Origin of the sequence: Haloarcula amylolytica (assembly GCF_049705545.1) — an archaeon.
GTDB lineage: Archaea > Halobacteriota > Halobacteria > Halobacteriales > Haloarculaceae > Haloarcula > Haloarcula amylolytica_B.
Window position 1 is genome coordinate 39,480 of the sequence record NZ_JBNAMU010000002.1, and the last position, 20,755, is coordinate 60,234.

At 64.1% G+C, this 20,755-nt stretch carries 21 protein-coding genes; 7 read left to right on the forward strand and 14 right to left on the reverse strand.

Features of this window, described 5'->3' with window-relative positions; translation table 11 throughout:
* Positions 1 to 3: 3 nt before the first annotated feature.
* The 6 genes from ACOZ4H_RS16755 to ACOZ4H_RS16780 form a co-directional block, all read right to left on the reverse strand.
* Positions 4 to 1,248, reverse strand: coding sequence for an amino acid ABC transporter substrate-binding protein (locus ACOZ4H_RS16755; RefSeq protein ID WP_424330418.1), 1,245 nt, complete (start codon positions 1,246 to 1,248; stop codon positions 4 to 6).
* Between the two features lie 109 nt (positions 1,249 to 1,357).
* Entirely contained in the window at positions 1,358 to 2,467 is a 1,110-nt protein-coding gene (locus tag ACOZ4H_RS16760; protein ID WP_424330419.1) for a cupin domain-containing protein, read from the reverse strand.
* Between the two features lie 151 nt (positions 2,468 to 2,618).
* Positions 2,619 to 2,789, reverse strand: coding sequence for a hypothetical protein (locus tag ACOZ4H_RS16765; protein ID WP_424330420.1), 171 nt, complete (start codon positions 2,787 to 2,789; stop codon positions 2,619 to 2,621).
* A gap of 70 nt (positions 2,790 to 2,859) precedes the next feature.
* Positions 2,860 to 3,264 (reverse strand): acyl-CoA thioesterase, encoded by a 405-nt coding sequence (locus ACOZ4H_RS16770; protein WP_424330421.1) that lies wholly within the window; start codon positions 3,262 to 3,264, stop codon positions 2,860 to 2,862.
* A complete protein-coding gene (locus tag ACOZ4H_RS16775) occupies positions 3,261 to 4,004 on the reverse strand; it encodes an acetate--CoA ligase family protein (protein WP_424330422.1) in 744 nt (247 codons plus the stop codon). The genes ACOZ4H_RS16770 and ACOZ4H_RS16775 overlap by 4 nt, the downstream gene beginning before the upstream one ends.
* Positions 3,997 to 5,373 (reverse strand): CoA-binding protein, encoded by a 1,377-nt coding sequence (locus tag ACOZ4H_RS16780; protein ID WP_424330423.1) that lies wholly within the window; start codon positions 5,371 to 5,373, stop codon positions 3,997 to 3,999. The genes ACOZ4H_RS16775 and ACOZ4H_RS16780 overlap by 8 nt, the downstream gene beginning before the upstream one ends.
* A 93-nt stretch (positions 5,374 to 5,466) precedes the next feature.
* Between ACOZ4H_RS16780 and ACOZ4H_RS16785 the strand changes: the two genes are divergently transcribed.
* Entirely contained in the window at positions 5,467 to 6,216 is a 750-nt protein-coding gene (locus ACOZ4H_RS16785) for an ABC transporter ATP-binding protein (protein WP_424330424.1), read from the forward strand.
* On the opposite strand, the gene ACOZ4H_RS16790 is transcribed toward ACOZ4H_RS16785, so the two are convergent.
* Positions 6,213 to 6,836 (reverse strand): MBL fold metallo-hydrolase, encoded by a 624-nt coding sequence (locus ACOZ4H_RS16790; RefSeq protein WP_424330425.1) that lies wholly within the window; start codon positions 6,834 to 6,836, stop codon positions 6,213 to 6,215. The two genes, ACOZ4H_RS16785 and ACOZ4H_RS16790, sit on opposite strands and share 4 nt — an antisense overlap.
* Before the next feature lie 88 nt (positions 6,837 to 6,924).
* Between ACOZ4H_RS16790 and ACOZ4H_RS16795 the strand changes: the two genes are divergently transcribed.
* Entirely contained in the window at positions 6,925 to 8,334 is a 1,410-nt protein-coding gene (locus ACOZ4H_RS16795; RefSeq protein ID WP_424330426.1) for an SLC13 family permease, read from the forward strand.
* 7 nt (positions 8,335 to 8,341) lie between these two features.
* On the opposite strand, the gene ACOZ4H_RS16800 is transcribed toward ACOZ4H_RS16795, so the two are convergent.
* The gene (locus ACOZ4H_RS16800; protein WP_424330427.1) at positions 8,342 to 9,889 is read right to left on the reverse strand and encodes a class I adenylate-forming enzyme family protein; all 1,548 of its coding nucleotides are present in this window, start codon (positions 9,887 to 9,889) and stop codon (positions 8,342 to 8,344) included.
* Between the two features lie 107 nt (positions 9,890 to 9,996).
* Between ACOZ4H_RS16800 and ACOZ4H_RS16805 the strand changes: the two genes are divergently transcribed.
* Positions 9,997 to 10,932, forward strand: coding sequence for a UbiA family prenyltransferase (locus ACOZ4H_RS16805; RefSeq protein WP_424330428.1), 936 nt, complete (start codon positions 9,997 to 9,999; stop codon positions 10,930 to 10,932).
* Here ACOZ4H_RS16805 and ACOZ4H_RS16810 read toward each other — a convergent pair.
* The 3 genes from ACOZ4H_RS16810 to ACOZ4H_RS16820 all read right to left on the reverse strand — a co-directional run bounded on the left by ACOZ4H_RS16810 (position 10,849) and on the right by ACOZ4H_RS16820 (position 13,070).
* On the reverse strand, positions 10,849 to 11,616 hold the full coding sequence (locus tag ACOZ4H_RS16810) for an IclR family transcriptional regulator (RefSeq protein WP_424330429.1): 768 nt from the start codon (positions 11,614 to 11,616) through the stop codon (positions 10,849 to 10,851). The two genes, ACOZ4H_RS16805 and ACOZ4H_RS16810, sit on opposite strands and share 84 nt — an antisense overlap.
* Before the next feature lie 233 nt (positions 11,617 to 11,849).
* Positions 11,850 to 12,362 carry a gamma carbonic anhydrase family protein gene (locus ACOZ4H_RS16815; protein WP_424330430.1) on the reverse strand — a complete coding sequence of 171 codons (513 nt, stop codon included), beginning with the start codon at positions 12,360 to 12,362 and terminating at the stop codon, positions 11,850 to 11,852.
* 24 nt (positions 12,363 to 12,386) lie between these two features.
* The gene (locus tag ACOZ4H_RS16820; protein WP_424330431.1) at positions 12,387 to 13,070 is read right to left on the reverse strand and encodes an N-acetyltransferase family protein; all 684 of its coding nucleotides are present in this window, start codon (positions 13,068 to 13,070) and stop codon (positions 12,387 to 12,389) included.
* Positions 13,071 to 13,169: 99 nt separating this feature from the next.
* Between ACOZ4H_RS16820 and ACOZ4H_RS16825 the strand changes: the two genes are divergently transcribed.
* Positions 13,170 to 13,568 (forward strand): universal stress protein, encoded by a 399-nt coding sequence (locus ACOZ4H_RS16825; protein WP_424330432.1) that lies wholly within the window; start codon positions 13,170 to 13,172, stop codon positions 13,566 to 13,568.
* 3 nt (positions 13,569 to 13,571) lie between these two features.
* Here the strand turns inward: ACOZ4H_RS16825 and ACOZ4H_RS16830 are convergent, their stop codons facing one another.
* Together ACOZ4H_RS16830 and ACOZ4H_RS16835 are read right to left on the reverse strand one after the other, a co-directional pair.
* Positions 13,572 to 14,924: a methyl-accepting chemotaxis protein gene (locus ACOZ4H_RS16830; protein WP_424330433.1), complete on the reverse strand. Its 1,353-nt coding sequence runs from the start codon at positions 14,922 to 14,924 to the stop codon at positions 13,572 to 13,574.
* A 70-nt stretch (positions 14,925 to 14,994) separates the two neighbouring features.
* Positions 14,995 to 15,438 (reverse strand): MaoC family dehydratase, encoded by a 444-nt coding sequence (locus ACOZ4H_RS16835; protein ID WP_424330434.1) that lies wholly within the window; start codon positions 15,436 to 15,438, stop codon positions 14,995 to 14,997.
* A gap of 128 nt (positions 15,439 to 15,566) precedes the next feature.
* Between ACOZ4H_RS16835 and ACOZ4H_RS16840 the strand changes: the two genes are divergently transcribed.
* From ACOZ4H_RS16840 to ACOZ4H_RS16850, 3 genes are all read left to right on the forward strand, one after another.
* Positions 15,567 to 16,892, forward strand: coding sequence for a CoA-binding protein (locus ACOZ4H_RS16840; RefSeq protein ID WP_424330435.1), 1,326 nt, complete (start codon positions 15,567 to 15,569; stop codon positions 16,890 to 16,892).
* Between the two features lie 115 nt (positions 16,893 to 17,007).
* Entirely contained in the window at positions 17,008 to 17,328 is a 321-nt protein-coding gene (locus ACOZ4H_RS16845) for a hypothetical protein (RefSeq protein WP_424330436.1), read from the forward strand.
* A 132-nt stretch (positions 17,329 to 17,460) separates the two neighbouring features.
* Entirely contained in the window at positions 17,461 to 18,696 is a 1,236-nt protein-coding gene (locus ACOZ4H_RS16850; RefSeq protein ID WP_424330437.1) for an FAD-dependent monooxygenase, read from the forward strand.
* A 526-nt stretch (positions 18,697 to 19,222) separates the two neighbouring features.
* On the opposite strand, the gene ACOZ4H_RS16855 is transcribed toward ACOZ4H_RS16850, so the two are convergent.
* Positions 19,223 to 20,638 carry a sodium-dependent transporter gene (locus tag ACOZ4H_RS16855; RefSeq protein ID WP_424330438.1) on the reverse strand — a complete coding sequence of 472 codons (1,416 nt, stop codon included), beginning with the start codon at positions 20,636 to 20,638 and terminating at the stop codon, positions 19,223 to 19,225.
* Between the last annotated feature and the right edge of the window lie 117 nt (positions 20,639 to 20,755).

The following is a 20,755-nucleotide window of genomic DNA, read 5'->3' on the forward strand; positions in this document are numbered from 1 at the left end:
AGGTTACCGCTCACTCCACGGCGGGATGGGGTACCTGAACTCCAGTGAGCGCTCGGAGTCGGTGTTCGGGTAGGCGAGGCGCTGGGCTCCGTCCCACCACTGGCCGGTCGGTGCCGTCAGTTCGCCTTCGGCGGGGAGCCCGTTGTCCTCGAAGCCGAACTCACCGATGACCGTCTGGAACGTCTCGCTGCGAAGCGCGCTCTGGATGGCGTCGGCTTCGATGGAGCCGGCGGCCTGGACCGCCTGCAGAGCGACCTGCGTCAGGTTGTAGGACCCGCCGACGTTGACCGGCATGTACTGGCTCTCAGTCTCGTACTCGCTCATGTACGTCTCTCGAAGCTGCTGGTTGCCGTTGCCGGTCAGGCCGGGGACCCACCCCGGGCACATCAGCGCGTACGCGCCCGCGTCGCCGAGTGCCGACCACCACGCCGACGGGTCGGCCCCACGGACGAACTTGAGCATCTTCGGCGACCAGTTGTTCGACTGCATCTGGTTGACGGCCGTGATGCCGCCGCCCGGCGTCGGGTTCGAAAGCAGCACTTCGACGTCGGCGCTCTGGGACTGACTGATGAGCGTCGAGAAGTCCTGTGAGCCGATTTCGAACGTCTCGCGAAGGACGATGTCGTAGCCGGCCTCGCCCAGTCGGTTCTCCCAGTATTCGGCCTGCTCTTTGCCCCAACCGGAGTTAGGCTCCCAGATCCCGATGCGGTTCGGTCGGTCGCCCTCCGGGATGAGGTCGAGGGTCCCGAGTGTCGATCGGGCAACGTCGCGCGACTTCGGGAACGGCGAGTACGTCCACTCGTAGTTGTCGTTACGGTGGGGTTCCTCGTAGGCGAACGCGATACCGAGGAACGGGAGGTTCTGGTTTTCCGCGAAGGCGCTCCCGGCGGTGACCAGCAGACTGGAGAAACTCCCCCAGATCATGTTGACGTCGTTGTTGCTGGTCATCTCCTGAAGATTCTGCCGGAGCGTCTGCGCGTCGCTCTCGTCGTCCTGAAGAATGAGCTCGACGTCGCGGTCGAGTTGCTCGTTCATCTGGGCCTGTCCGAGTTCGTACCCGCGCCGCAGGTCCTGTCCGAGCGAGGAGAACGCCCCCGTCTCGGGGACCGTCCCGGCGATTGTGAGCGTATCGTCACTGCCGCCACCGCCGCCGCCGAAGGCACACCCGGCGAGGCTAGCCATCGCGGCTGCACCAGCGGTTCCCTTGAGATACGAGCGACGTGTGACTGGGCTATCGTCGTTAACCATACCGTATAGGCTGATATCGATGATAGATTATAAAGATACCCGTTGTTGTGTGGGTCGCTGACGTAACGAGTCCTAACTCCGATAAAAGACCGAGCAGTCGGCGACCGGGTTACGACGAGGGGCTGGCTTCCGCGTAGAAGTTCATCGCCTCGAACACCGGTCGGTCGGTCATCCCGAGGAGTATGGACTCGTCGCCGTCGGGTTCGTGGTGGTGGGTCGCGTCCGGGGGGACCACGAAGATGTCCCGCTCACTCCACTCGAGTGCCTCGCCGTCGACGTGCGTCGCGCCCTCGCCCTCGACGACGAAGAACACTTCCGTGGCGTTGTGGAAGTGGGCGTCGGTCGCCTCCTGCAACAGCTGGGCCCGGAACGACATCGTCGGGAACAGCGGCGGCGAGCCGGTGGCGGGATTGACATACGAGAGGCTGTAACCGTCGTAGGGGTCGGGCTCGTCGTTGTCGGCCCGCTGGTGCAGTGACTCGACCATCTTCGACCACTTGAAGCGATAGGGCGGCGTCGCCTCTCGGATTCCCTCGAAGGGGCCGGGGATACCATCGCTCTTCGCTTCCTCGTCCGGGCGGCCACGGCCGTACTGCGAGGCCCAGTACCCCTGTGTCTTGGTGACCGGCTGGCGTTCGAGTTCGTGATTCTCGAACGTGTTGCGGGCGTTCAGCGAGTCCAGCACCAGCGGCAGATCCAGCACGTCCAGCCAGGCCGCCGTCTCGTCGGAGTCGTTGACGTGGTCGTGCCACTCCCACTGCGGCGTGGTGACGAGGTCGTTGTCCTCCATGGGGAACTCCTCACCCGCGACGACGGTCTTCATGTCCTCGCTGCCGTCGATTGTAAACCGCAGCGCGTTCGCGCCGTGGCGGTGTGAGGGGGCTGTCTCGCCCGGCGAGACGGTCTGGACGCCGACGTAGATCGTGTTCGAGATCGCGTTCCCGAACGAGGCGTTGATCGGGACGGCGACTCGACGCTGGAAGCCCGGCGGGAGGTCGGCGATGGGAACGTCGTCTTCGACGCCGTCGATAGCCGCCTGGATGTCCTCCCACTTCCAGATGTCCGCTTCGAGGTCGTCGATGGTGTTGCCGAAGTCGTCCTCGACTTCCCACAGCGGACGGAGGTTGTGGCGCTCGAGAATCTCCCGGGTGTTGGTACTCAGTTCGAGCTGGTCCTCCAGGTCCTGTTCCTGGGAATCCTGCTCCTCTTGCTGGGACATAGTCTACCAATGTGTTACCACAGCACCAACATAAGTGTATTGGACTGACGAACTAATCCGCTGCCAGCAACGCTATGTCGGGTGATTTCGAGGGACGCGGCTACCGCTGTGTGACCCGAATCGAGCGTCACCGTCGGGTGTCAGCGCCAGGTCAGGCCTGTGCGTCGAAGATTTCGGCCGACTGGTACATCGACCGACAGTCCTCACAGACCATCGACCCCTGGATGGCGTACTCCCACAGTTTACCGCCGCAGTTCAGGCAGTCGAAGTGAGCTTCGACGAACGGGTCTTCCTCGGCGTAGGGGTTCTCGAATTCCGCCATATCGATATGACATTGGGGAATCGATAAAAACGCTTCGTTACTATGGAAGCATACTTTCGGCTGATGGGACTCACGGTTCGGCGTACGCCGCCATGGCGTCCCGCAACTCCTCGGGGACCTCGATAGCGCCCCCGCCGCCGTGTTCGGCACACACCCGCTGTTCGTACCCCTCGAACGCGACTGTCCCGTCACAGGTCGCGGTGTAGTCGAACCGGACGCTCCGCGTCCCGACGTCCGGCGTGAGGGCGATGGTCACCTCGTCGCCCGCTTCGACCGGCGACTCGAACTCGAAGTCAATCTCGACCAATGGCAGGCCGAAACCGTGGTCCTGGGAGATCTCCCAGAACGGGTAGCCGATCTCCTCCATAAACATGTCCGATGTCTCGTGAAGCGCATCGACGATTCGGGGATAGTGAGCGATGCCGAACGGGTCGCTGTCGGAGAACCGAACCGTCCAGACGCGTTCGTAGCTCATCGCTGACCCTCCAGTTCGGCGCTGTCCGCCGTGCTGGTGGTCGCCTCGTTTTCCAGAACCACGAGCGCGTCCAGTGCGACAGCGCCGTCGGCAGACGCCAGCACGGGGTTGATATCGAGTTCAGCGATGGGGTAGTCGGTCACGAGGTCGCTCACGGTCGCGACCACCTCCGCGAGCGCGGCCACGTCGGCGGGGTCGCTGCCGCGGTATCCCTCCAGCAATCGCGCGGCCTGGAGTTCCTCTATCGCGGCGCGCGCCTCGGCGGCGTCGATGGGCGCGATGCGGTGGCTGGTGTCCTCGAACACCTCGGTGAACACCCCGCCCAGTCCGGTCAGCACGACCGGGCCGAAGGAGGGGTCCCGGAGCCCGCCGACGATGACCTCCGTCCCGGCGTCGACGTCCATTGCGGCTTCGACGAGCACCTCGGCCTCGACACCCCGGTCGGCCGCCGCCTCGAAGATGCGTCCGGCGGCCCCGCGTACCGCCTCGGCCGAGTCCAACCCGACGGCCACGCCCGCGCCGTCTGCCCACTCGCTCTTGTGGGTGACCGACGGCGCGGAGACCTTCGCGACGACCGGATAGCCGATGTCGCCGGCCGCCTCGACAGCCTCCTCGGCGGTGCCACAGAGCGCGAACGGGGGCGTCTCGATGCCCGCGTCCGCGAGCAGTCGTTTGCCCTCTGCTTCGGTGAGCGTCCGTCGCCCGTCGGCGCAGGCGGCCGCGATTGGGCCGTCAGTCATCGGCGACCACCTCCGAGTCGGTCCCGGCTGCCTGCATCTCACCGTATCGGGCCAGGACGGCCGCAGCGTCGGCGGCCCGCTCGGGCGTTTCGAACACCGGCACGTCTACCGCCGCCAGCGCCGCTTTGTCGTCGGCCATGTCCTCCTCGATACCGTCAGTGGCGAACAGGACCGGCTTCTCGACACGCTCGGCGAGGCCGTCGAGTGCGTCGACGGGGAAGCCGACCGACTGTTCGAACAGTTCGTACACCAGAACGATGTCGACGGCGGCGTCCTCGGCGACGGCCGTGACGACGTCGCCGAACTCCGGCATCGGCCGACCGGTGTCGACCGGGTTGCCGGTGTAGGTGACGCCCGGGAGGATCCCGTCGATCCGCTCCTGGGTTTCCGCGGTCAGCGCCGGGAGGCGGCCACCGGCACGCTGGAGACGGTCGGTGATGATGATCCCCGGGCCGGCCTGTGCGGTGACGACGCCGACGTTGGGGCCGTCGGGCACGGGCGAGTCGCCCAGCGCCGCGGCGGCGTCGAGGAGTTCGTCGGTCGCCGTCACCGTCGGCACGCCGTACTGGGCGAACCCGGCGGTGTACAGTTCGTGGTCGCCCGTGAGCGCGCCCGTGTGGGATTCGGCGAACTCGCCGACGTCGGACTGACCGACCTTGTAGGCGATAACGGGCGTGTCGCTGTCACGACAGGCCTCCAGGAGGCCGCGGCCGTCGTCGGTCCCCTCCACGTGGAGGACGATAGCGTCGGTCCGGTCGTCGCCGTCGAAGTACTCGATAGTCTCGGTGAACCCGACGTTGGCGCGGTTGCCGAGGCCGACCATCGCGGACACGCCCCGGCCCTGTCTGCGGGACTGGAAGGCGAGGACGTGTGCGATGCCGCCGCTCTGGGCGATGACGGCGGTGTTCCCTTCCGGAAGCTTCTCCGCGCCGCTGGCGAACGAACACAGCAGGTCCGTCGCGGGGACGACGAACCCGCTCGTGTTCGGCCCGAGCAACGAGATACCGTACTCCTCGGCCGTCTCGACGACCGCGCGCTGTAACCGCTCGCCCTCGTCCCCGGCCTCCGCGAAGCCGCCGGCGTAGATGACCACCGCGCCGACGCCGGCCTCCCCGCACTCCGCTACGACATCGGGGGTCGCCGGGCCAGGGACACAACAGAGCGCGAGATCCACGTCGTCGTCGATGTCTGTCACCGAATCGACGAACGGCACACCGAACAGATCCCCGTCGCTGGATGGATTCACCGGGTACACCGGCCCGTCGAACTCCATGGCGTTCGCCATCGCCTCGTATCCGATCTTGCCCTCGGTCTCGGAGGCACCGACGACTGCGACAGCCGACGGGTCGAACATCTCTGTGAGAGTCACGGCCCCTAGTTGTTGGAACTTGCTCAAAGCGTTTTCCCTCGATAGGAAGTAACAGGGGTAGGTTTATTTGAGTGGATAGGATACCATTCGGCAATGGCGCTACTTGAAGGACAGAACTTGACAAAGAAGTTCGGCGGTGTCGTCGCAATCGACGACGTTTCATTCACCGTAGAGCGTGGCGAGGCTATCGGTCTCATCGGACCGAACGGAGCCGGGAAGTCGACACTGTTCCGAACCGTCACTGGCGTCCACGAACCGACCGAAGGGCGGGTGTTTTTCGACGGTGAAGAGATCACCGGCGACCCCTCACACGAAATCTGTCACCGCGGGCTCGCGAAGACCCACCAGATCGTCCGGCCCTTCGAGAGCATGACGCTGCTGGAGAACGTCGCTGTCGGTGCGGAGTTCGGCGGCAGTGAGTTCGACGACGTCCGTGGCCGGGCCCGGGAGATGCTGGAGTTCGTGGACCTCGCGGACCTCCAGTACGCCGAACCGGGCGAACTGAGCGTCGGCCAGCTCAAACGCCTCGAAATCGCCCGCGTGCTGGCGACAGACCCCGAACTCGTCCTCTTCGACGAGGTGGCTGGCGGCCTCGACCCCGAAGAGACCGAGGACATCGTCGACCTCATCGGCGACATCAAAGACGAGGGCAAGACGGTCTTCCTCATCGACCACGTCATGCGGGCGCTGATGACCGTTAGCGAGCGGGTCATGGTGTTGAACAACGGCCGACTCATCGCCGAAGGGACGCCCAGCGAGATCCAGAACGACGACGAGGTCATCGAGGCGTATCTCGGTCAACACGCCAACAAGGACCTCTCGAACGCCGTCACCGGCGACTAGCTCGGTTTGCCGGCGAAGTCGACGAACGTCGCCAACTTCTCACTCGCGTCTTCCGTAACGTTGGACCCGTGGTAGACCAGTCCGGTTTCGAACTCGTAGTCCAGCAGCCGGTCGAGGTGTTCGTCAGCAGCGGCCACGTCCGCCGAGAAGAACGCCGTCGGGAGGACGAAATATCCCGCCGGGAGTCCGCGAGTGTCGGCACCGAACACCGCATCACCAAGCACAGCGATGCCGCGCCCCTCGTCGACGAGCGCGTGATGGGCGGGCGTGTGGCCGGGAACGTGGACGGCACGGAAGGGGCCGATACTGTCGCCGTCGCCGTACCGGTGGTCGACGGCGGCGTCGGTCTCGACGCCCTCGGGCACCCACGTCTCGGGACTGTACCGCTCCACGACTCCGGCCAGGCCGCCGATGTGGTCCGGGTCACCGTGCGTAATGAGTACCCGCTCGGGGACGACGCCGAGGTCGTCCAGTGCGTCGGCGAGGGTGTCGACGGTGTCCTCGAACCCTGTGTCCACGAGCGTCGGCGTCTCGCCGTCGAACAGGTAGACCCGATAGCGGGCGTCCGGGCTCGTCTTGACGGTGATATCGTACACGTCCGGGGCAATCTCTGTCGGCATCTCACTCGGAACGTGGAGCGGACCCCGCAAGCGTCTTTCGGCACCGATACGCTGATAGTGGTGGGTGGTGTGGGATTCGGTAGCCAGAATGTCGGACGAAACCGCGATTCGGGCGACCGTCCTTCGGGGGATCGATCCCTCGTGGCTCTCGGCCCCGGCCGGGGTGCTCGCGGCCGGAACCGTCCTCCGGTACGCGCCGCTCTCGACCGGCGCGGCCAGAATGCTCGCCATCACGTTGTTCTGTATCGCTCTCTGGATCGGAGCACCAGTCAAACCGTGGTTTACCGCCTTGCTCGGCGTCGGCCTCATCGGTGTCACGTTCTCGACGAGCCTCGCGCTGACCGGGTTCCAGTCGCCGGCGACGTGGCTCGTCGTCGTGGGTATCCTCATCGGCGAGGCCGCCCGGCAGAGCGGGCTCGCGGACCTGGTCGAACGGCTGGCACTCCACCGGATGCCGGCGTCTGTCGCGACCGACGCCGTCGCGGCGTACCGGTATCTGCTCGTGGTCCTCTCGTTCGGGAGCCTCGCGCTGGCGGTACTGGTCCCGTCGTCGCTGGTCCGGGTCCTCATCCTCGCGCCGATTCTCCAGTCGCTGGGCGAACTGTTCGAGGAGCGGCGAGCGGCGGTCGGTATCTTCCTCGGGCCGCTGTTTGCGACCTTCTATGGCTCGTCGGGCATCCTCACCGGGTCGCTGGCGAACATCATCGTCACCGGGCTGGTCGAGTCCAGCGGCGGCCCGGCGATCACCTGGACCGAGTGGACGCTGTGGCTCGGCCCGGTGATGGGTATCGGTCGGGTCGCGCTCATCGTCGCCATCGCGTACCTGTTGTACCGACCCCGTAATCACGACGGCGTGACGACGCCGGAACGGGCGGAGAGCGTCTCGACGACGCCCCGCGAGCGCCGGATGCTCGGCTTTCTGCTCCTTGGCGTCGCGATCTGGGCGACTGACTTCCTCCACGGCCTCCACCCGCTGTTCGGGGCCGTCGTCGTGACGCTGCTGGCGTTTGCCCCGCGGATCGGTGTCGTGGGACCCGACGCCGTCGGCGACGCCGATTTCTCGATTCTGTTTTTCCTGGGGGCGATCTTCGCAATCGCAGAGGGGCTCCGACAGACAGCCTTCACCGACCTCGCCGCGAACCGCCTCCTCTCGACTCTGCCGGCCGACCCATCGCTCCCGCTGGTGCTGGTCGTCGTCGTCGTGGTGGCGCTGGCGCTGACACTCGTGATGGAGGGGCTCGCGGTCGCCTCTGTTCTCACACCGGTCCTGGTCTCGTTTGCGACCAGCGCGGGAATCCCGCTGGTCCCCGTGGCGATGACGGAAGCCGTCGCGCTCAACGCGTACTTTTTCCCGTACCAATCGGCGGTACTGGTCGCGATCCTCGGCCTGGACGTGGTCGACTCGATGGAGCTGACGAAGATGGCGAGTGTCTGCTCGCTCGCGACCTTACTCCTGCTCGTGCCCGTTCAGATCGCGATCTTTACCCTCCTGTTCTAAGCAGCGACTACCGGTCGTCGAAGTGTTCGTCGACCAGATCGCTCCTGACAACCGTCCCCGTGTCCGTCCGCGGGAGCGGGTCGGCGGTGACGGCGTACTCCCGCGGGCGCTTGAAGTCGGCCAGCGTGTCCGTCTCGAGACAGTAGGTGTCGAGATCCTCGGCCGAGAGGTCGCCGTCGGTGACGACGACGGCCGTGACGACCTGCCCCCACTGGTCGTCGTCGAGGCCGAAGACACAGACTTCCTCGACGGCGGAGTGGTCTTCGAGCGTTTCCTCGACTTCGGCGGGGTAGACGTTCTCGCCGCCGCTGACGATCATGTTGTCTACGCGGTCGACGATGTAGAGGTAGCCGTCCTCGTCGACGGTCGCCACGTCCCGGGTACGGAGCCACCCGTCGAAATACGTCTTCGATTCAGCCTCGGGGTTGTCGATGTATCCGGTGGACATCCCGGGGCCGCGGGCGATGATCTCTCCGCGTTCCCCGGCGTCGACGGTCGCCTCGGGGTCCGGGTCCTCGTCGAGTGGCACCGTCTCGACGACGCGGATCTCCCACGAGAACGACGATTTGCCGATAGTCCCGGGGTGCTCGGCCTGTGTACTCGGGTGGGCGAAAGTCAGGTCGGGGCCCGCCTCGGTCATCCCGTAGGTGTTGTACACCTGATCGGTGAGGTACTCGCTGGTCGCTTCGACGAGGTCTTCGGTGACGATTGACCCGCCCGTCCGGATGTACCCCAGTGAGTCCACGTCGAAGCCGGCGTCCCGCTGGACGCCGTTGATGGCTCTGAGCTGCGTCGGGACGGCGAGGAGCCCGCTCACTTCGTGGGCCTCGATGAGTTCCAGCGCCTCCGTGGGGTCGAAGGAGGTGTGGAGCACGACCGTCGCGCCGGCGACGAAGTGAGGGTAGAGCCAGGCGTCAGTCGTCACCATGTGGTACCACGGCGTCGTACACAGCGCCGTGTCCGTCTCGTCGATACCGTGTTCCATAATGACCTGAATGGCACCGTACCAGAGTTGCTCCTGATCGAACGGCACGGCCTTTGGCGTGTCAGTCGTCCCGCTCGTGTAGAGGACGCCACACTCTTCGCCCACCGGCAGGGCTGAGTCGAGATCTCTCGGGGCGTCGTCGAGGACCGCCTCGTACGACTCGACCAGTTCGTGGTCAACCGAACGGTCTCCGGCGTGTATCGCTGCCTCGAAGCCACCGTTGTCGAGCAGGGCAAGCGCCGCGTCGACGTTGGCGTCGTCGAACACGAGCGCGCGCGCCGACGCCGTCTCCACCATCCGTTCCAGTTCCGCCGCCGTCGCGCGGTAGGACAGTTGAACCGTCCCGACGCCGCGCTTGTTGCCGGCGAGCATCGACTCGACTGCCGGGAGGCCGTTCAGCGTGAGAACGGCGCATCGCCGCTCGCCGACCCGCTGCTGCACTGCGTTCGCCAATCGCGTGCTGCGCTCGTCGAGCGTCTCGTACGTGACCGACCGTCCGTCGTCTGTGACCACAGCCGGTTGCTCCGGGTAACACCGTACTGTTCGGGCAAATGCCTCTCTGAGTTTCATGGTGGTTCTGTTACCGTCTACCAATTGAACTGCAATATTAATAGTTCTGGTTACACCGATGTGACCGCGACAGTGTGGCTTATTGGGGTCCATCGAGAACTCGAAGTATGTCACGATACATCGCCGGACTGCTCGCGCACGTCCGGCCGGTGTTCATGCTCCCCGTCGTTGCCACGTCGATCTGCGGGGCCCTACTCGCACCGAGCGTCAGCGCCTCCATCGCGGCTCAGCACGCAGGTGCCGTCGCGACGACGCTGTTCGTCGCCCATCTGCGCGACGGGTTCGTGGACGGCCACGTTCGCGGCGAGGAGACGCCGCCGCTCTCGGTGGCGGCCTATCGGTGGGCGACAGCCATCGCCGTCGTCGTTGCGCTGGCGCTCGCCTCGTCGCTGGTGCTCACTGCTGGGCTACTCGCAGCCTCCTCTGTTCTGGCACTGCTGTGTCTCGCCCTGCTACACGCGCCGTATCTCGACAGGCATCCGGTCCCGGTCACCGTCGACTACCCGCTCGGGATCGCCATCACGCTGTGTGGCGGGTTCGCCGCGCAGGCCGGTGGGTTGACAGCGGGCGTCCTCGCAGTCGCCGCGGGCGTCGCGGCGCTGCTGTCCGGGATCAAGGTGGGTATCGACCGTCTCGACGCGGCGTTCGACGCGACGGTCGGGAAACGGACTGTCCCCGTCATCGCGAGTGAGACCGGTGCCACGTGGGTCGCGGTCGGCTGTTTCGCCGCGGCGGCGCTCGTCGTGCTTGGAGCCGTCAGTACCGGGATACTCCCCCGACGTGCGGCGATAGCACTCCTCCCCGCCGCCGGCTGTGCCGTGCCGACGCCTGCCGTAGCACCACGCTGGGCCGTCAGGATACAGATGGGATTCAGTTACGCGTTCGTCGGCGTCCTGTTCGTCGCGCTCTGTAACGGGCGCTGTCACGGGTGGACGATACTGGGCCGCCTCCTGCCGGCCTCACCGGTAGGCCAGGTTCAACTCTATCTCGTCGGTCGCGGCCCGGAGTTGGTCGAGCACTTCCCCTTCACAGCGTTCCTGTGAGAGTCGGTGGGCGGGGCCAGCGATGCTCAGCGCGCCCTGTATCTCCCCGCCGAACATCAGCGGGATGCCGATGGCGTGGACGCCCTTGAGGTCCTCGCTGCGATTGAGGGCGTAGCCTTGCTCGCGGATCTGCTCTAACTCATCGAACAGCGCGTCCCGCGTGGTGATGGTGTTCTCCGTCCGGGCTGGCAGACCGTGCTCGTCGACGATAGCGTGTATCTCCTCCTCGGGCAGATGTGCGAGGATGGCCTTTCCGCCGGAGTTGCAGTGCATGTACGCCCACGTCCCGAGGATGGTGTTGATGTCGATGTCGTTCTGCCCGCCCCGGCCGTAGATGTACATGGCTTTCCCGTTCTCGTGGCTGATGAGCCACGCCATCTCGCCGGTCGCCTTCTCGAGTTGGTCGACTGCCTGCATCCCGGACCGGAAGATGCCCAGTTGGCCCCTGACGTACTGTCCGTAGTCGAAAAACGTCAGCCCGAGGTGGTACTCCGACCCGCGTTTGACGACGAAGCCGTGGTCGCGCATGCTCGTTAGATGGCCGTGAACGGTGCTCTTGGCGATATCTAGCTCCTCTGCCAGTTCTGTCACGCCGGCCCCGTCGAACTCTCTGATGCATTCGATGAGGGCGAACAGCGTTTCGTCCGATTTGATTTTTTTCCCAGTTTTCGAGTGCTGGCCCATACACTGCTCAAGCGATACTCCATAATTAAGCATTGCGAACTAGCCGGCGACAGGGACTGACACACGCTGTTCGACAACATCGAATCCAACATATTCGTTCATACCAGAAATATATAACACATGTACCCATGTTATGGGGACGCCGGCCACCGGATACTGTTGGCTGTCCCTCCTGCAAGATATTCTCCCACTTCGGGGTGGTGAAACGCTTCATCGGCGTACAGCCGACAGTATCAGCAGTCGTCGGCCGCGTCAGCCGGGGTTCCACGGTACGTGGCCGCTAGCTCCACGTAGTTCTCGTGTGTGGCACCGATCTGAGCTATCTGCTCGTCGCTGAGCGGGCGCGTCTCGGCGGGCACGCCGTAGGCCATGTGCCCCTCGGGAATACGCTGCCCCTGCCGCACGACGGCGTTGGCCGCCACGATGCAGTTGGACTCGACCGTCGCTCCACCCATCACCGCACTCCCCATGCCGACCAGGGAGTGGCTGTGGACCTCGGCGTAATCGACGACTGCGCCGTGGCCGACCGTCACCTCGTCCCCGAGTGTTGCCCCGTGGAGCATCGTGAACTCCTGCACGTTCGTTTCTGTCCCCACCGTGACGGTCCCGCCGTCGCCTCGCAGGCAGACGAACGGCCAGAGACTCGCTCGCTCGCCGATCTCAACGTCGCCGACGACGTAGGCCATCTCCGAGACGAACGCATCGTCCGCAATCTGTGGGGTTCCGTGCGCGGTTGACCGGTGCATACACACGCAACCGCGGTGCAGGAACTAAAACGTGGGTGGCCGCTCACCGCTGAACCGTTCGACTACATCGAACAATTGTCGCCCGAATACTGCGTGCGAACCGGGGATTGTCATCCCTCTCTCGGCTGGTGGGCGTTGGACGCGCTCCGCAACCGGCTCCGCCAGCGAAAGGCGCATCTCGAACTCGCCCCGCATTTGTTCGACTACATCGAACCCGAGGTTGTCATACACTGTCACCGCCGCGTCGTTGTCGGCGGCGACGGTCAGCGTAAGCGCGTCGTGCCCGCTGTCAGCCGCGTGGGCGATGAGGTGACGGAGCAGTTCCGAGCCGATGCCGCGGCCCCGGGCGTCGTTGGCAACGAACACGACCAGGTGGGGCTCCGAGGCGTCCTCCGGTGTCACGCCCGTGTGACCGACGATCGACGACTCCGTTTCGGCGACGAGGCTCCACCCGTCGTCGATGAACCGGTCGAGCCAGGTCCTGAGTCTGGATTCGGTGGCGGGCGGTAATCCCATCGTCCTGTCCGCCGGATCGAGGTCCAGATACATCTCGACGAGTTCGGCTGTGTCGGCGGCTTTGTGTGGTCTCACGATGCCCTGGACGGAGTCCCGGTCACGGAACCGCGGGCAGCGCGGGGGACAAAAGGGGGTACCGACACACTCGCTGTTGTCCCACCCGGTACAGGCCCACTCGCGTTCATGACCCATGTGAACGTATAGTACCCACACACAGTTAACTGGTACCGCGAACATCACCGGGCGAGAACACGCAGTGGATATAACAAGCCCCGTTTCGAACAGTGGGGTATGGTACGTCTCCTAGTAGCACTCGACGACAACCTGTCACAGGCACGCGCACAGATCAACGCCGTCGAAAGCATGGTCAAAACAGCGGACGGGGCCGAGGCCTATCTACTCCACGTGTTCGACGACAACCCCGAGGGGGCCTCCGTCCACCAGGTCGAAGCGGTCAGAGAGACCAAAGACCGGCTGGAGGCCGCCGGTGTGACGGTAGAACTCCTGGAGTCGAGCGGGGACCCGGCGGGCGAGATTCTCAGATACGCCGAGGAGTACGACGTCGATCAGATCTGTGTCGGGGGCCGCAAGCGAACCCCGGCCGGCAAGGCCCTGTTCGGGAGCGTCACACAGGACGTGATTCTCGGGACCCACTGCCCGGTGCTGGTCTGTGGGAGCGAAGACGAGTAAGTGTCAGCGGGCGTCGATGGCTTCGTCGAGGTTCCGCTCCAACGACTCGACGCTTTCCCGGATCTGGGCTAGCTGGGACGTCTGCCGCTGGTTCGCGGCCGCCAGTTCGGACACCTCGTCGGCCACCCGTTTGACGCCCTCGACCGTCGTATCCAGCAGGGCCGCGATCTCCTCGGCGCTCTTGGACTGGTCGTCGGTCGCGTCAGCGATCTGTGTCAACTGGGTAGAGATGTCCGTGATAGACTCCTGTATCCGCTGTTGGTTCCGGTTTACCTCACGGATTTTCGCGTCGATCTCCGAGACCATCTCCGTCGTCGCTTCCACGCTGTCGACCGTCTCAGTCGCGATCTCCGAGACCGAATCAATCAACTGCTCGATTCGGTCAGCCTCCGCCTGGGACTCGCCGGCGAGGTTCTTCACTTCGTCGGCGACGACGGCGAACCCCTCGCCCGCTTCGCCGGCCCGAGCGGCTTCGATAGACGCGTTAAGCGCCAGCATATTGATCTGCTCGGCCAGGTCGTCGATTGTCGCGACCACGTCGTCTATCTCGTCGATCCGCTCGGCCAGTTCCGTCGCGTCTTCCGCCATCAGCTCGCTCGCGTCCGTGACAGCCTCGACAGTTTCGAGGAGGTCGCGAGTGGCACCTTCCGATTCCTCGGCCAGCGTCTCCGTCTCGTCGCTCTGGGCGCTGATGGTCTCGACGCTCGAAGCGACTTCCTCGGTCGCCGCACTCAGCGTCTGTATCTCCTTGTCAACGTCGCCGACGTTGCTGGCTTCCTGCTCCGCGATGTCGGCGATCTCCTCGGCGTTTTCGGTCACCTGTTCGGCCGCGGATTCGAGGTCTGTAACGGATGTCTCGATCTCCTCGCTGACCTTCTGTTGGACCCGTTCTATCGACTTGCGCTGTTCGACGAGGTCAGTGACGCGACTGACGTATTCGAAAGACCCGACAACGTCGCCGTCCGGTGCGACCAGCGGCACGCCAGTGGCCCGGACGTGCCAGTCCGTCCCGTCGTCGTGCGTGCCGGACCTGATGTCAGTTTCCCTGATTGCGTCACCCGTCCGTGCGACCTCCTCCGCCAGCGTCTCGGTCACTTCTTCGGTCCCGACGACTTCGTGTGCCGGGCGATCGAGTGCGGTCTCCGCATCGATGCCGATGAACGCCTCCTGTTCCTCGTTCCAGTGGGTCAGCCGTCCGTCATCGTCGACGACGATGACCGGTTCCGGGAACAACGCGACGAGTTGATCGAAGAGATGACGCCAGTGGTCGCGCTCGGCGCGGAGACGTTCGGTCTCGTCGCGCGCCTCCGACCGTTCGGGCGCGAGTGATGCCTTTTCAGGGGTGGATCCGGACATGTTTGGATACAAGATTCACCTGCTATCTTAAGAAGTTTCGTACGGGTACCGCCAAGGTTCCGCTATGTCATCACTCGTCGGCCTCGCGGCGGACCATGGCCGTCGCCTCGTATGAGATGACCAGTTCGTCACCCTGGTTCAGGCCTTCGTGGCGGGTGGTGACGAACCCCCGACTCGGGTCGCTTTCGGAGCGCCGCTTGTCGATGATTTCGGTCCGCAATCGCAGGGTGTCACCGGGCCGGAGCGGCAGACGCCAGCGGAGGTTGTCGACGCCGACACCCGCCAGTGTCGCCATTTCCTCGCTGCTCTCGACGTGGAGGCGCATGCATATCGCGGCGGTCTGCCACCCCGAGGCGACCAGCCCGCCGAAAACGGAGTCCTCGGCAGCATCTTCGTCAGTATGGAACGGTTGCGGGTCGTACTTCTCACCGAACGTGACGATCTCGGATTTCGAGACAGTGTATCCATCCGAGTGGCGCACGTCGCCGATCGAAATATCGTCGTAGAATTGCATACGATGGCGAACGCGACGGATGGATAAAAAGCCGACGTGGTGCAGTCGCCGGCATAGTGGATTCCCGTAGTCATTGAGCCAACCCTGATATTCGAAAATTATATTCAATGCTCACGAGAAAGAGAGTTATGAGCCTGACAGACCTGTTTGATCCGGACAGTATCGCAGTTATCGGTGCCTCACAAACGCCGGGGAAACTCGGCAACGACGCGATGGCGAACGCGAAGGAGTTCGATGGCCCCGTGTATCCGGTCAACCCCTCCGGAGAGGGAGAGGTCTACGGTTACGAGTTCGTCGACTCCGTTGAGGACACCGACGCCGACCTCGCGCTGTGCTGTGTCCCCGCCCCCGCGACGCCTGATGTCATCTCGGACTGCGGGGAGGCGGGCGTCGGCGGTGCTGTCGTCTTTGCCGGCGGATTCGCCGAATCCGGCGAGCGTGGCGAGCAACTCCAGGAACAGATCCGCCGCGCTGCACAGGAGTACGATATTTCCATCCTCGGGCCAAACACGGCCGGACACATCATCCCACACCGGTCCGTTTTCAGTTCCTTCGTCCCTGGATTCGACGATATAGAGACCGGGGACGTGGCGGTAATCGCCCAGAGCGGCGGCGTCGGGGTAACCGCCACGTTCCAACTGGATAGGGAAGGGTACGGGACCGCGGGCATGTACGGGCTCGGGAATCGCGTCAACACGGACTTCGGCGACGTGATTCCAGCTGTCGATGACGACCCGGAGACCGGCGCGATGGCCCTTCACATCGAAGGGACGGACAGATTCGACGCGGCCGTGCAGGCTATCGACGAGGCCAGTACTCCCGTGGTCGCACTCAAATCCGGGAACCGGGTCGACGAGTTCGTGCAGTCTCACACTGCCGCACCGGTTCAGGCGGGCGACCACTACGAACAGGAACTCACGGACGCGGGTGCTGTCATGGCGGAGTCGATGACCGAACTACTCGATGCAAGCCGGGTTCTGTCGACGTGTCCGACGCCAGCGGGCCCCAACGTCGGACTCGTCACGGCACAGGCCGGGCCAGGAATCATGATGGCGGACTACCTCGAGGAACGGAACGTCAACTTCCCGGCGCTGACCGAGGAAACCCGCGAACGGCTCGACGACATCCTGCTCGGGTTCACGTACGACCAGAACCCGGTCGATACGGGCCGCCCGATGCCAGAGTTCGGCGAGGTCATCGACGCTGTCGGGCGCGACGACAACGTCGACATCGTCCTCGTATACGAGATCTTCGAGCATTCCCTGGGATACCCGGTCGAAGAACTCGAACAATTCACGAGTGAGGTAGACAAGCCAGTCGTGTTTACCGTCGCTGGCCCAAGCGACGCCCTTGCCGAAGACCGACAGCGGATGGAAGACCTCGGTGTCGCCACGTTCAATACGCCCGAGCGGGGCGCTTACGCTGCGTCCGTGCTGGCCGAAACGTCGCGCTAGATTACCGGCCTGTCTCCCTCACTGAGTGATTGTCCCCGTTCTCGGGACACGGAGATTTCTGGCTGTCGCTGCGGGTACCAGAAACGTTTACATGGTATTAGTCATCATTGTCTGTATGGTTCAAGAAAGCGACCTGGCAGAAGCGGCTGCCGAAGCAGATGACCTCCCACATCCGCACGACGTTGTCGGCAAACACGAAGAGATCCCGATTACAGACATCTTCGACGAGGTGTTCATGCAGGAGTTCACAGATTTCGATTCGTTCGACGAGATGGTCGCAGCCAGTCCCTCGGACGCTAGTTCGGCGGCCGAACTCGAGCTGGTGCCCGACGGGACGTGGGACGAGTTCGTTGCCGAGGCGACGACGTTTGAAGACGAAGAGGAGATGGTGTTCGCCGCTCGCGATCACTGGGTTGAGACGCAACTGGGCCTGTAACAGCGAGTTCCACAGCGTGTTCGCCCGGTCATAGTCACATCGATATCCGTGCGTAGCGGGTTTGAAAAGCCGTTTTCTCCCTCACAACCACAATAATTATGATGGTTGTGTCGTAACGACAGGGTAGACACTATGAGCACCACTGATGCGGAACGGCCAGTGCTGATTGCGGGTGCGGGTCCGGTCGGGATGACGACGGCGCTTGCGCTGAACGCACGCGGCGTTCCTGCGACGATTCTCGAAGCTGAGTCGGAGGATCGTGATCGGTCGGGGAGCCGAGCGATCTACGTCCACGGGTCGACACTGCACACGCTCGAACGCGCTCACCCGGGACTGGGCGAGAACCTCGTCAAGGACGGACTGGTCTGGCCGACCCGGCGGACGTGTTGGCGGGGCAAGGAAGTGTTCAGTCGGACCTACGACAACCCCGGTGGCGACGGGAAATTCCCGCACTTCACCAGTATCCCGCAGGCCCGAACGGAAGACTACATGCACGAAGCCATCGACGAAGCGGGGATCGAGATTCACTGGGACTGTGCGGTGGAGACAGTCGAATCGAGTCCGGACGGTGTCACCGTCGAAACGTCCGACGGCCGCGAGTGGGAGACGCCGTATCTCGTTGGGGCGGACGGCGGTGGCTCGACAGTCCGCGACGAAATCGGTGCCGAGTTCGAGGGCGACCAGTCGGAGAACTCGTTCATCATCGCCGACGTCGACGAAATCGACGACGAGGACGAGCAGTGGCCGCTCGAACGGCTGTTCCACTACGACGATCCGAGAGCCGGCGGGCGTAACGTCATGCTCGTCCCGTTTACTGGCGGCTGGCGACTGGACATTCAGTGTGTCGAAGGGGACGATCCAGACGAACTGGTCACCGACGAGAAGATGCAGGAGTTCGTGTCGGAGATAATGGGCGAGCAGTACGCCGACAACGTCTCCTGGGTGTCCAGTTACAAGTTCTTGCAGGTCATGGCCGACACGTTCATCGACGAGAACCGTCGCGTACTGCTGGCCGGCGAGGCAGCACACCTGCTTGCGCCCTTCGGTGCCCGCGGGATGAACTCGGGCGTCGCCGACGCCGACGAAGCGGCCTCAGCCATCACCGTTGCGTACCACGCACAGCGGGACGCCGTCGCGCGTGACGAAGTCGAACTCTACGCGGCACGCCGTGAGCGCGCTGCCGAATACAATCTCGAAGCCGCCGGGACGGCGCTTGAGTACCTCCAGGGCGACAATCCCGCGACGGTCCTCCGCAAGGAGGCGGCCGCGTCGCTCGCAGACTACTTCGAGCCGGCAGGGGAGTATCTGGACGACGCGCCGTACGGCCCCCACGACGCACCTCCGATTGTCACGACGGGCAACTACTGAGTCGGTCCCGACCGGCTCCGTCCGCTGCTGGGGCATCACAGCCGCTTTGTATCGGCGTTCTCCTGACGGTCGCGCTGTCGCTCGCTTGGTTGTTACTACGAAGTGCGAATGGACGATAGAGTAGTGTACAGATCCCGTAGCGGAGGTGTGGCTGTTCCCGTGCCCGCTTTTCTCGCCAAGCGAGAGAATTTTGTCGGTGTTCTCTCTATTCTAGATAGAGATATGAATATCCACGAATGTAATTCGACAGAGAAAGACCATATATCCGAACTATAGGGCCAATAGGGCTGCGTTTCACTCACATATGCGAGAGCTTGGACTCCGTAAGCACCCACCGCCGCAGTTCATTGAGGCTGCGCAGTGAGAGTGCGTTCATTGCATCGATGCGATCCAGTCAACAGAAGCGGCGCTTGACCGCTTCAGAGACCTGCTTTGCGCACCTCGTGCTGAGAACCGCAGTTGGGTGGCAGTCTTCCCGTTTTCTGGTGGACGGATGCGAACAGGGCCGCGATCAGGACAGACGGAACTAGTGCGAACTCAGCCGGTCGCTCCAGGTACCGTTCTTCACTGCGACAGCCAGGGCGACGGTACCGACGACAGCGATAATCGCTCGGCCGCCAAGCCCCAGGGACATCCCGGCGAGCGACGCGAGCGTGTTCGTCAACAGGAACAGCACGACAACGGGGAGAACCCAGCTGACCGTCAGGAGCCACGGCCTGGCTACCCATTCGAAGTGGTCGGTTCCGGCACGGAACTCTGCCAGCGCTTCCCCGCGCAGCAGCCAGCCGACGATGACAGTGAACGCGAACAACCCAACGGTCAACATTAGATCTGCGAGCGTGCCGGAGACGAACTGAAAGACCGAGCTTGTGAGTGCCAGCCCGCTCCCAGTGGCCGCAAGCAGAACCGAGACCACCACTGTTGCCCGGCGTCGCGGGACGCCGAAGCTATCCACGAGGGTGGCGACCGGCGTTTCGAGCAGGCTGATACCGCTGGTCACCGCGGCCATCAAAACGGTCGCGAAAAACGCCGTCGCGACCAGTGTGCCGCCCGGAAGCGTCTCGAACGCTGTCGCGAGCGCGACGAACAGCGCACCGGGGCCGCCCTGCCCGGGGTCAACGCCCTGGGAAAACAGCAGCGGAATGACGACCAGTCCGGCGAGGACACCGATGAACGTGTTCGAGACCGCGATGACCAGCGTGTCTCGCGGAAGGGATGCGTTGTCGTCGAGATACGAGGCGTACGTCAGCATTACCCCAGCGCCAAGCGAGAGGGTGAACAGCGCCTGGCCCGCTGCTGGCCCGATAACGCTCAGGAAGTTGGCGGCGAGGTAGTCGGCGTCGAAGCTGAGATAGAACGCGTAGCCGGCGGCCGTGCCCGGCTGGGTAGCCGTCCAGGCCGCGAGGCCGAGGAGGATTATCACGACGCCCGGCAGCATCACCTTCGAGACGCGTTCGATACCGCCGCTCACGCCGAAGAAGACGATCGCGGCGACGATACCGAGGAACAGCAGGTGAAAAGCGACCGCTTCGAGGCCGAAGCTGATTGCCCCGAAGTACTGCTGGGGCTGCCCGAAGTACGCTCCGACCGGCGAGACCAGCGTGTAGCGGAGAATCCACCCGCCCACGACGGAGTAGAACGAGAGGATAACGAGCGTTGTGAGGACGTTGAACGCTCCCAGCCACGACCCCCAGCGGGAGCCGGTGAGTGAGCGAAGCGCCGCGGTCGGTGTCTGTCGGCCACAGCGTCCGAGGACGAACTCAGCGAGCAGTCCCGGGACGCCGATGCCGACGACGACGAGCAGGTAGACGATGAGGAACGCGCTACCACCGTTCCCGGCGGTCAGCCACGGGAACCGCCAGATGTTCCCGAGGCCCGCCGCACCGCCGACGGCGGCCAGCACGAAGCCGAGGTTCGATATCCACGAGTCACGATCGGACATTCGTGTTCACCTCTGTCCATTGGGGACTCAAACCTGTGTTGATTCGATCGCTTGCGTGTAAGTAGGAAGGAGTTAGCCAGCCAACAGCCTAGCCCGCAGACGGACTGCCGTGCGTGG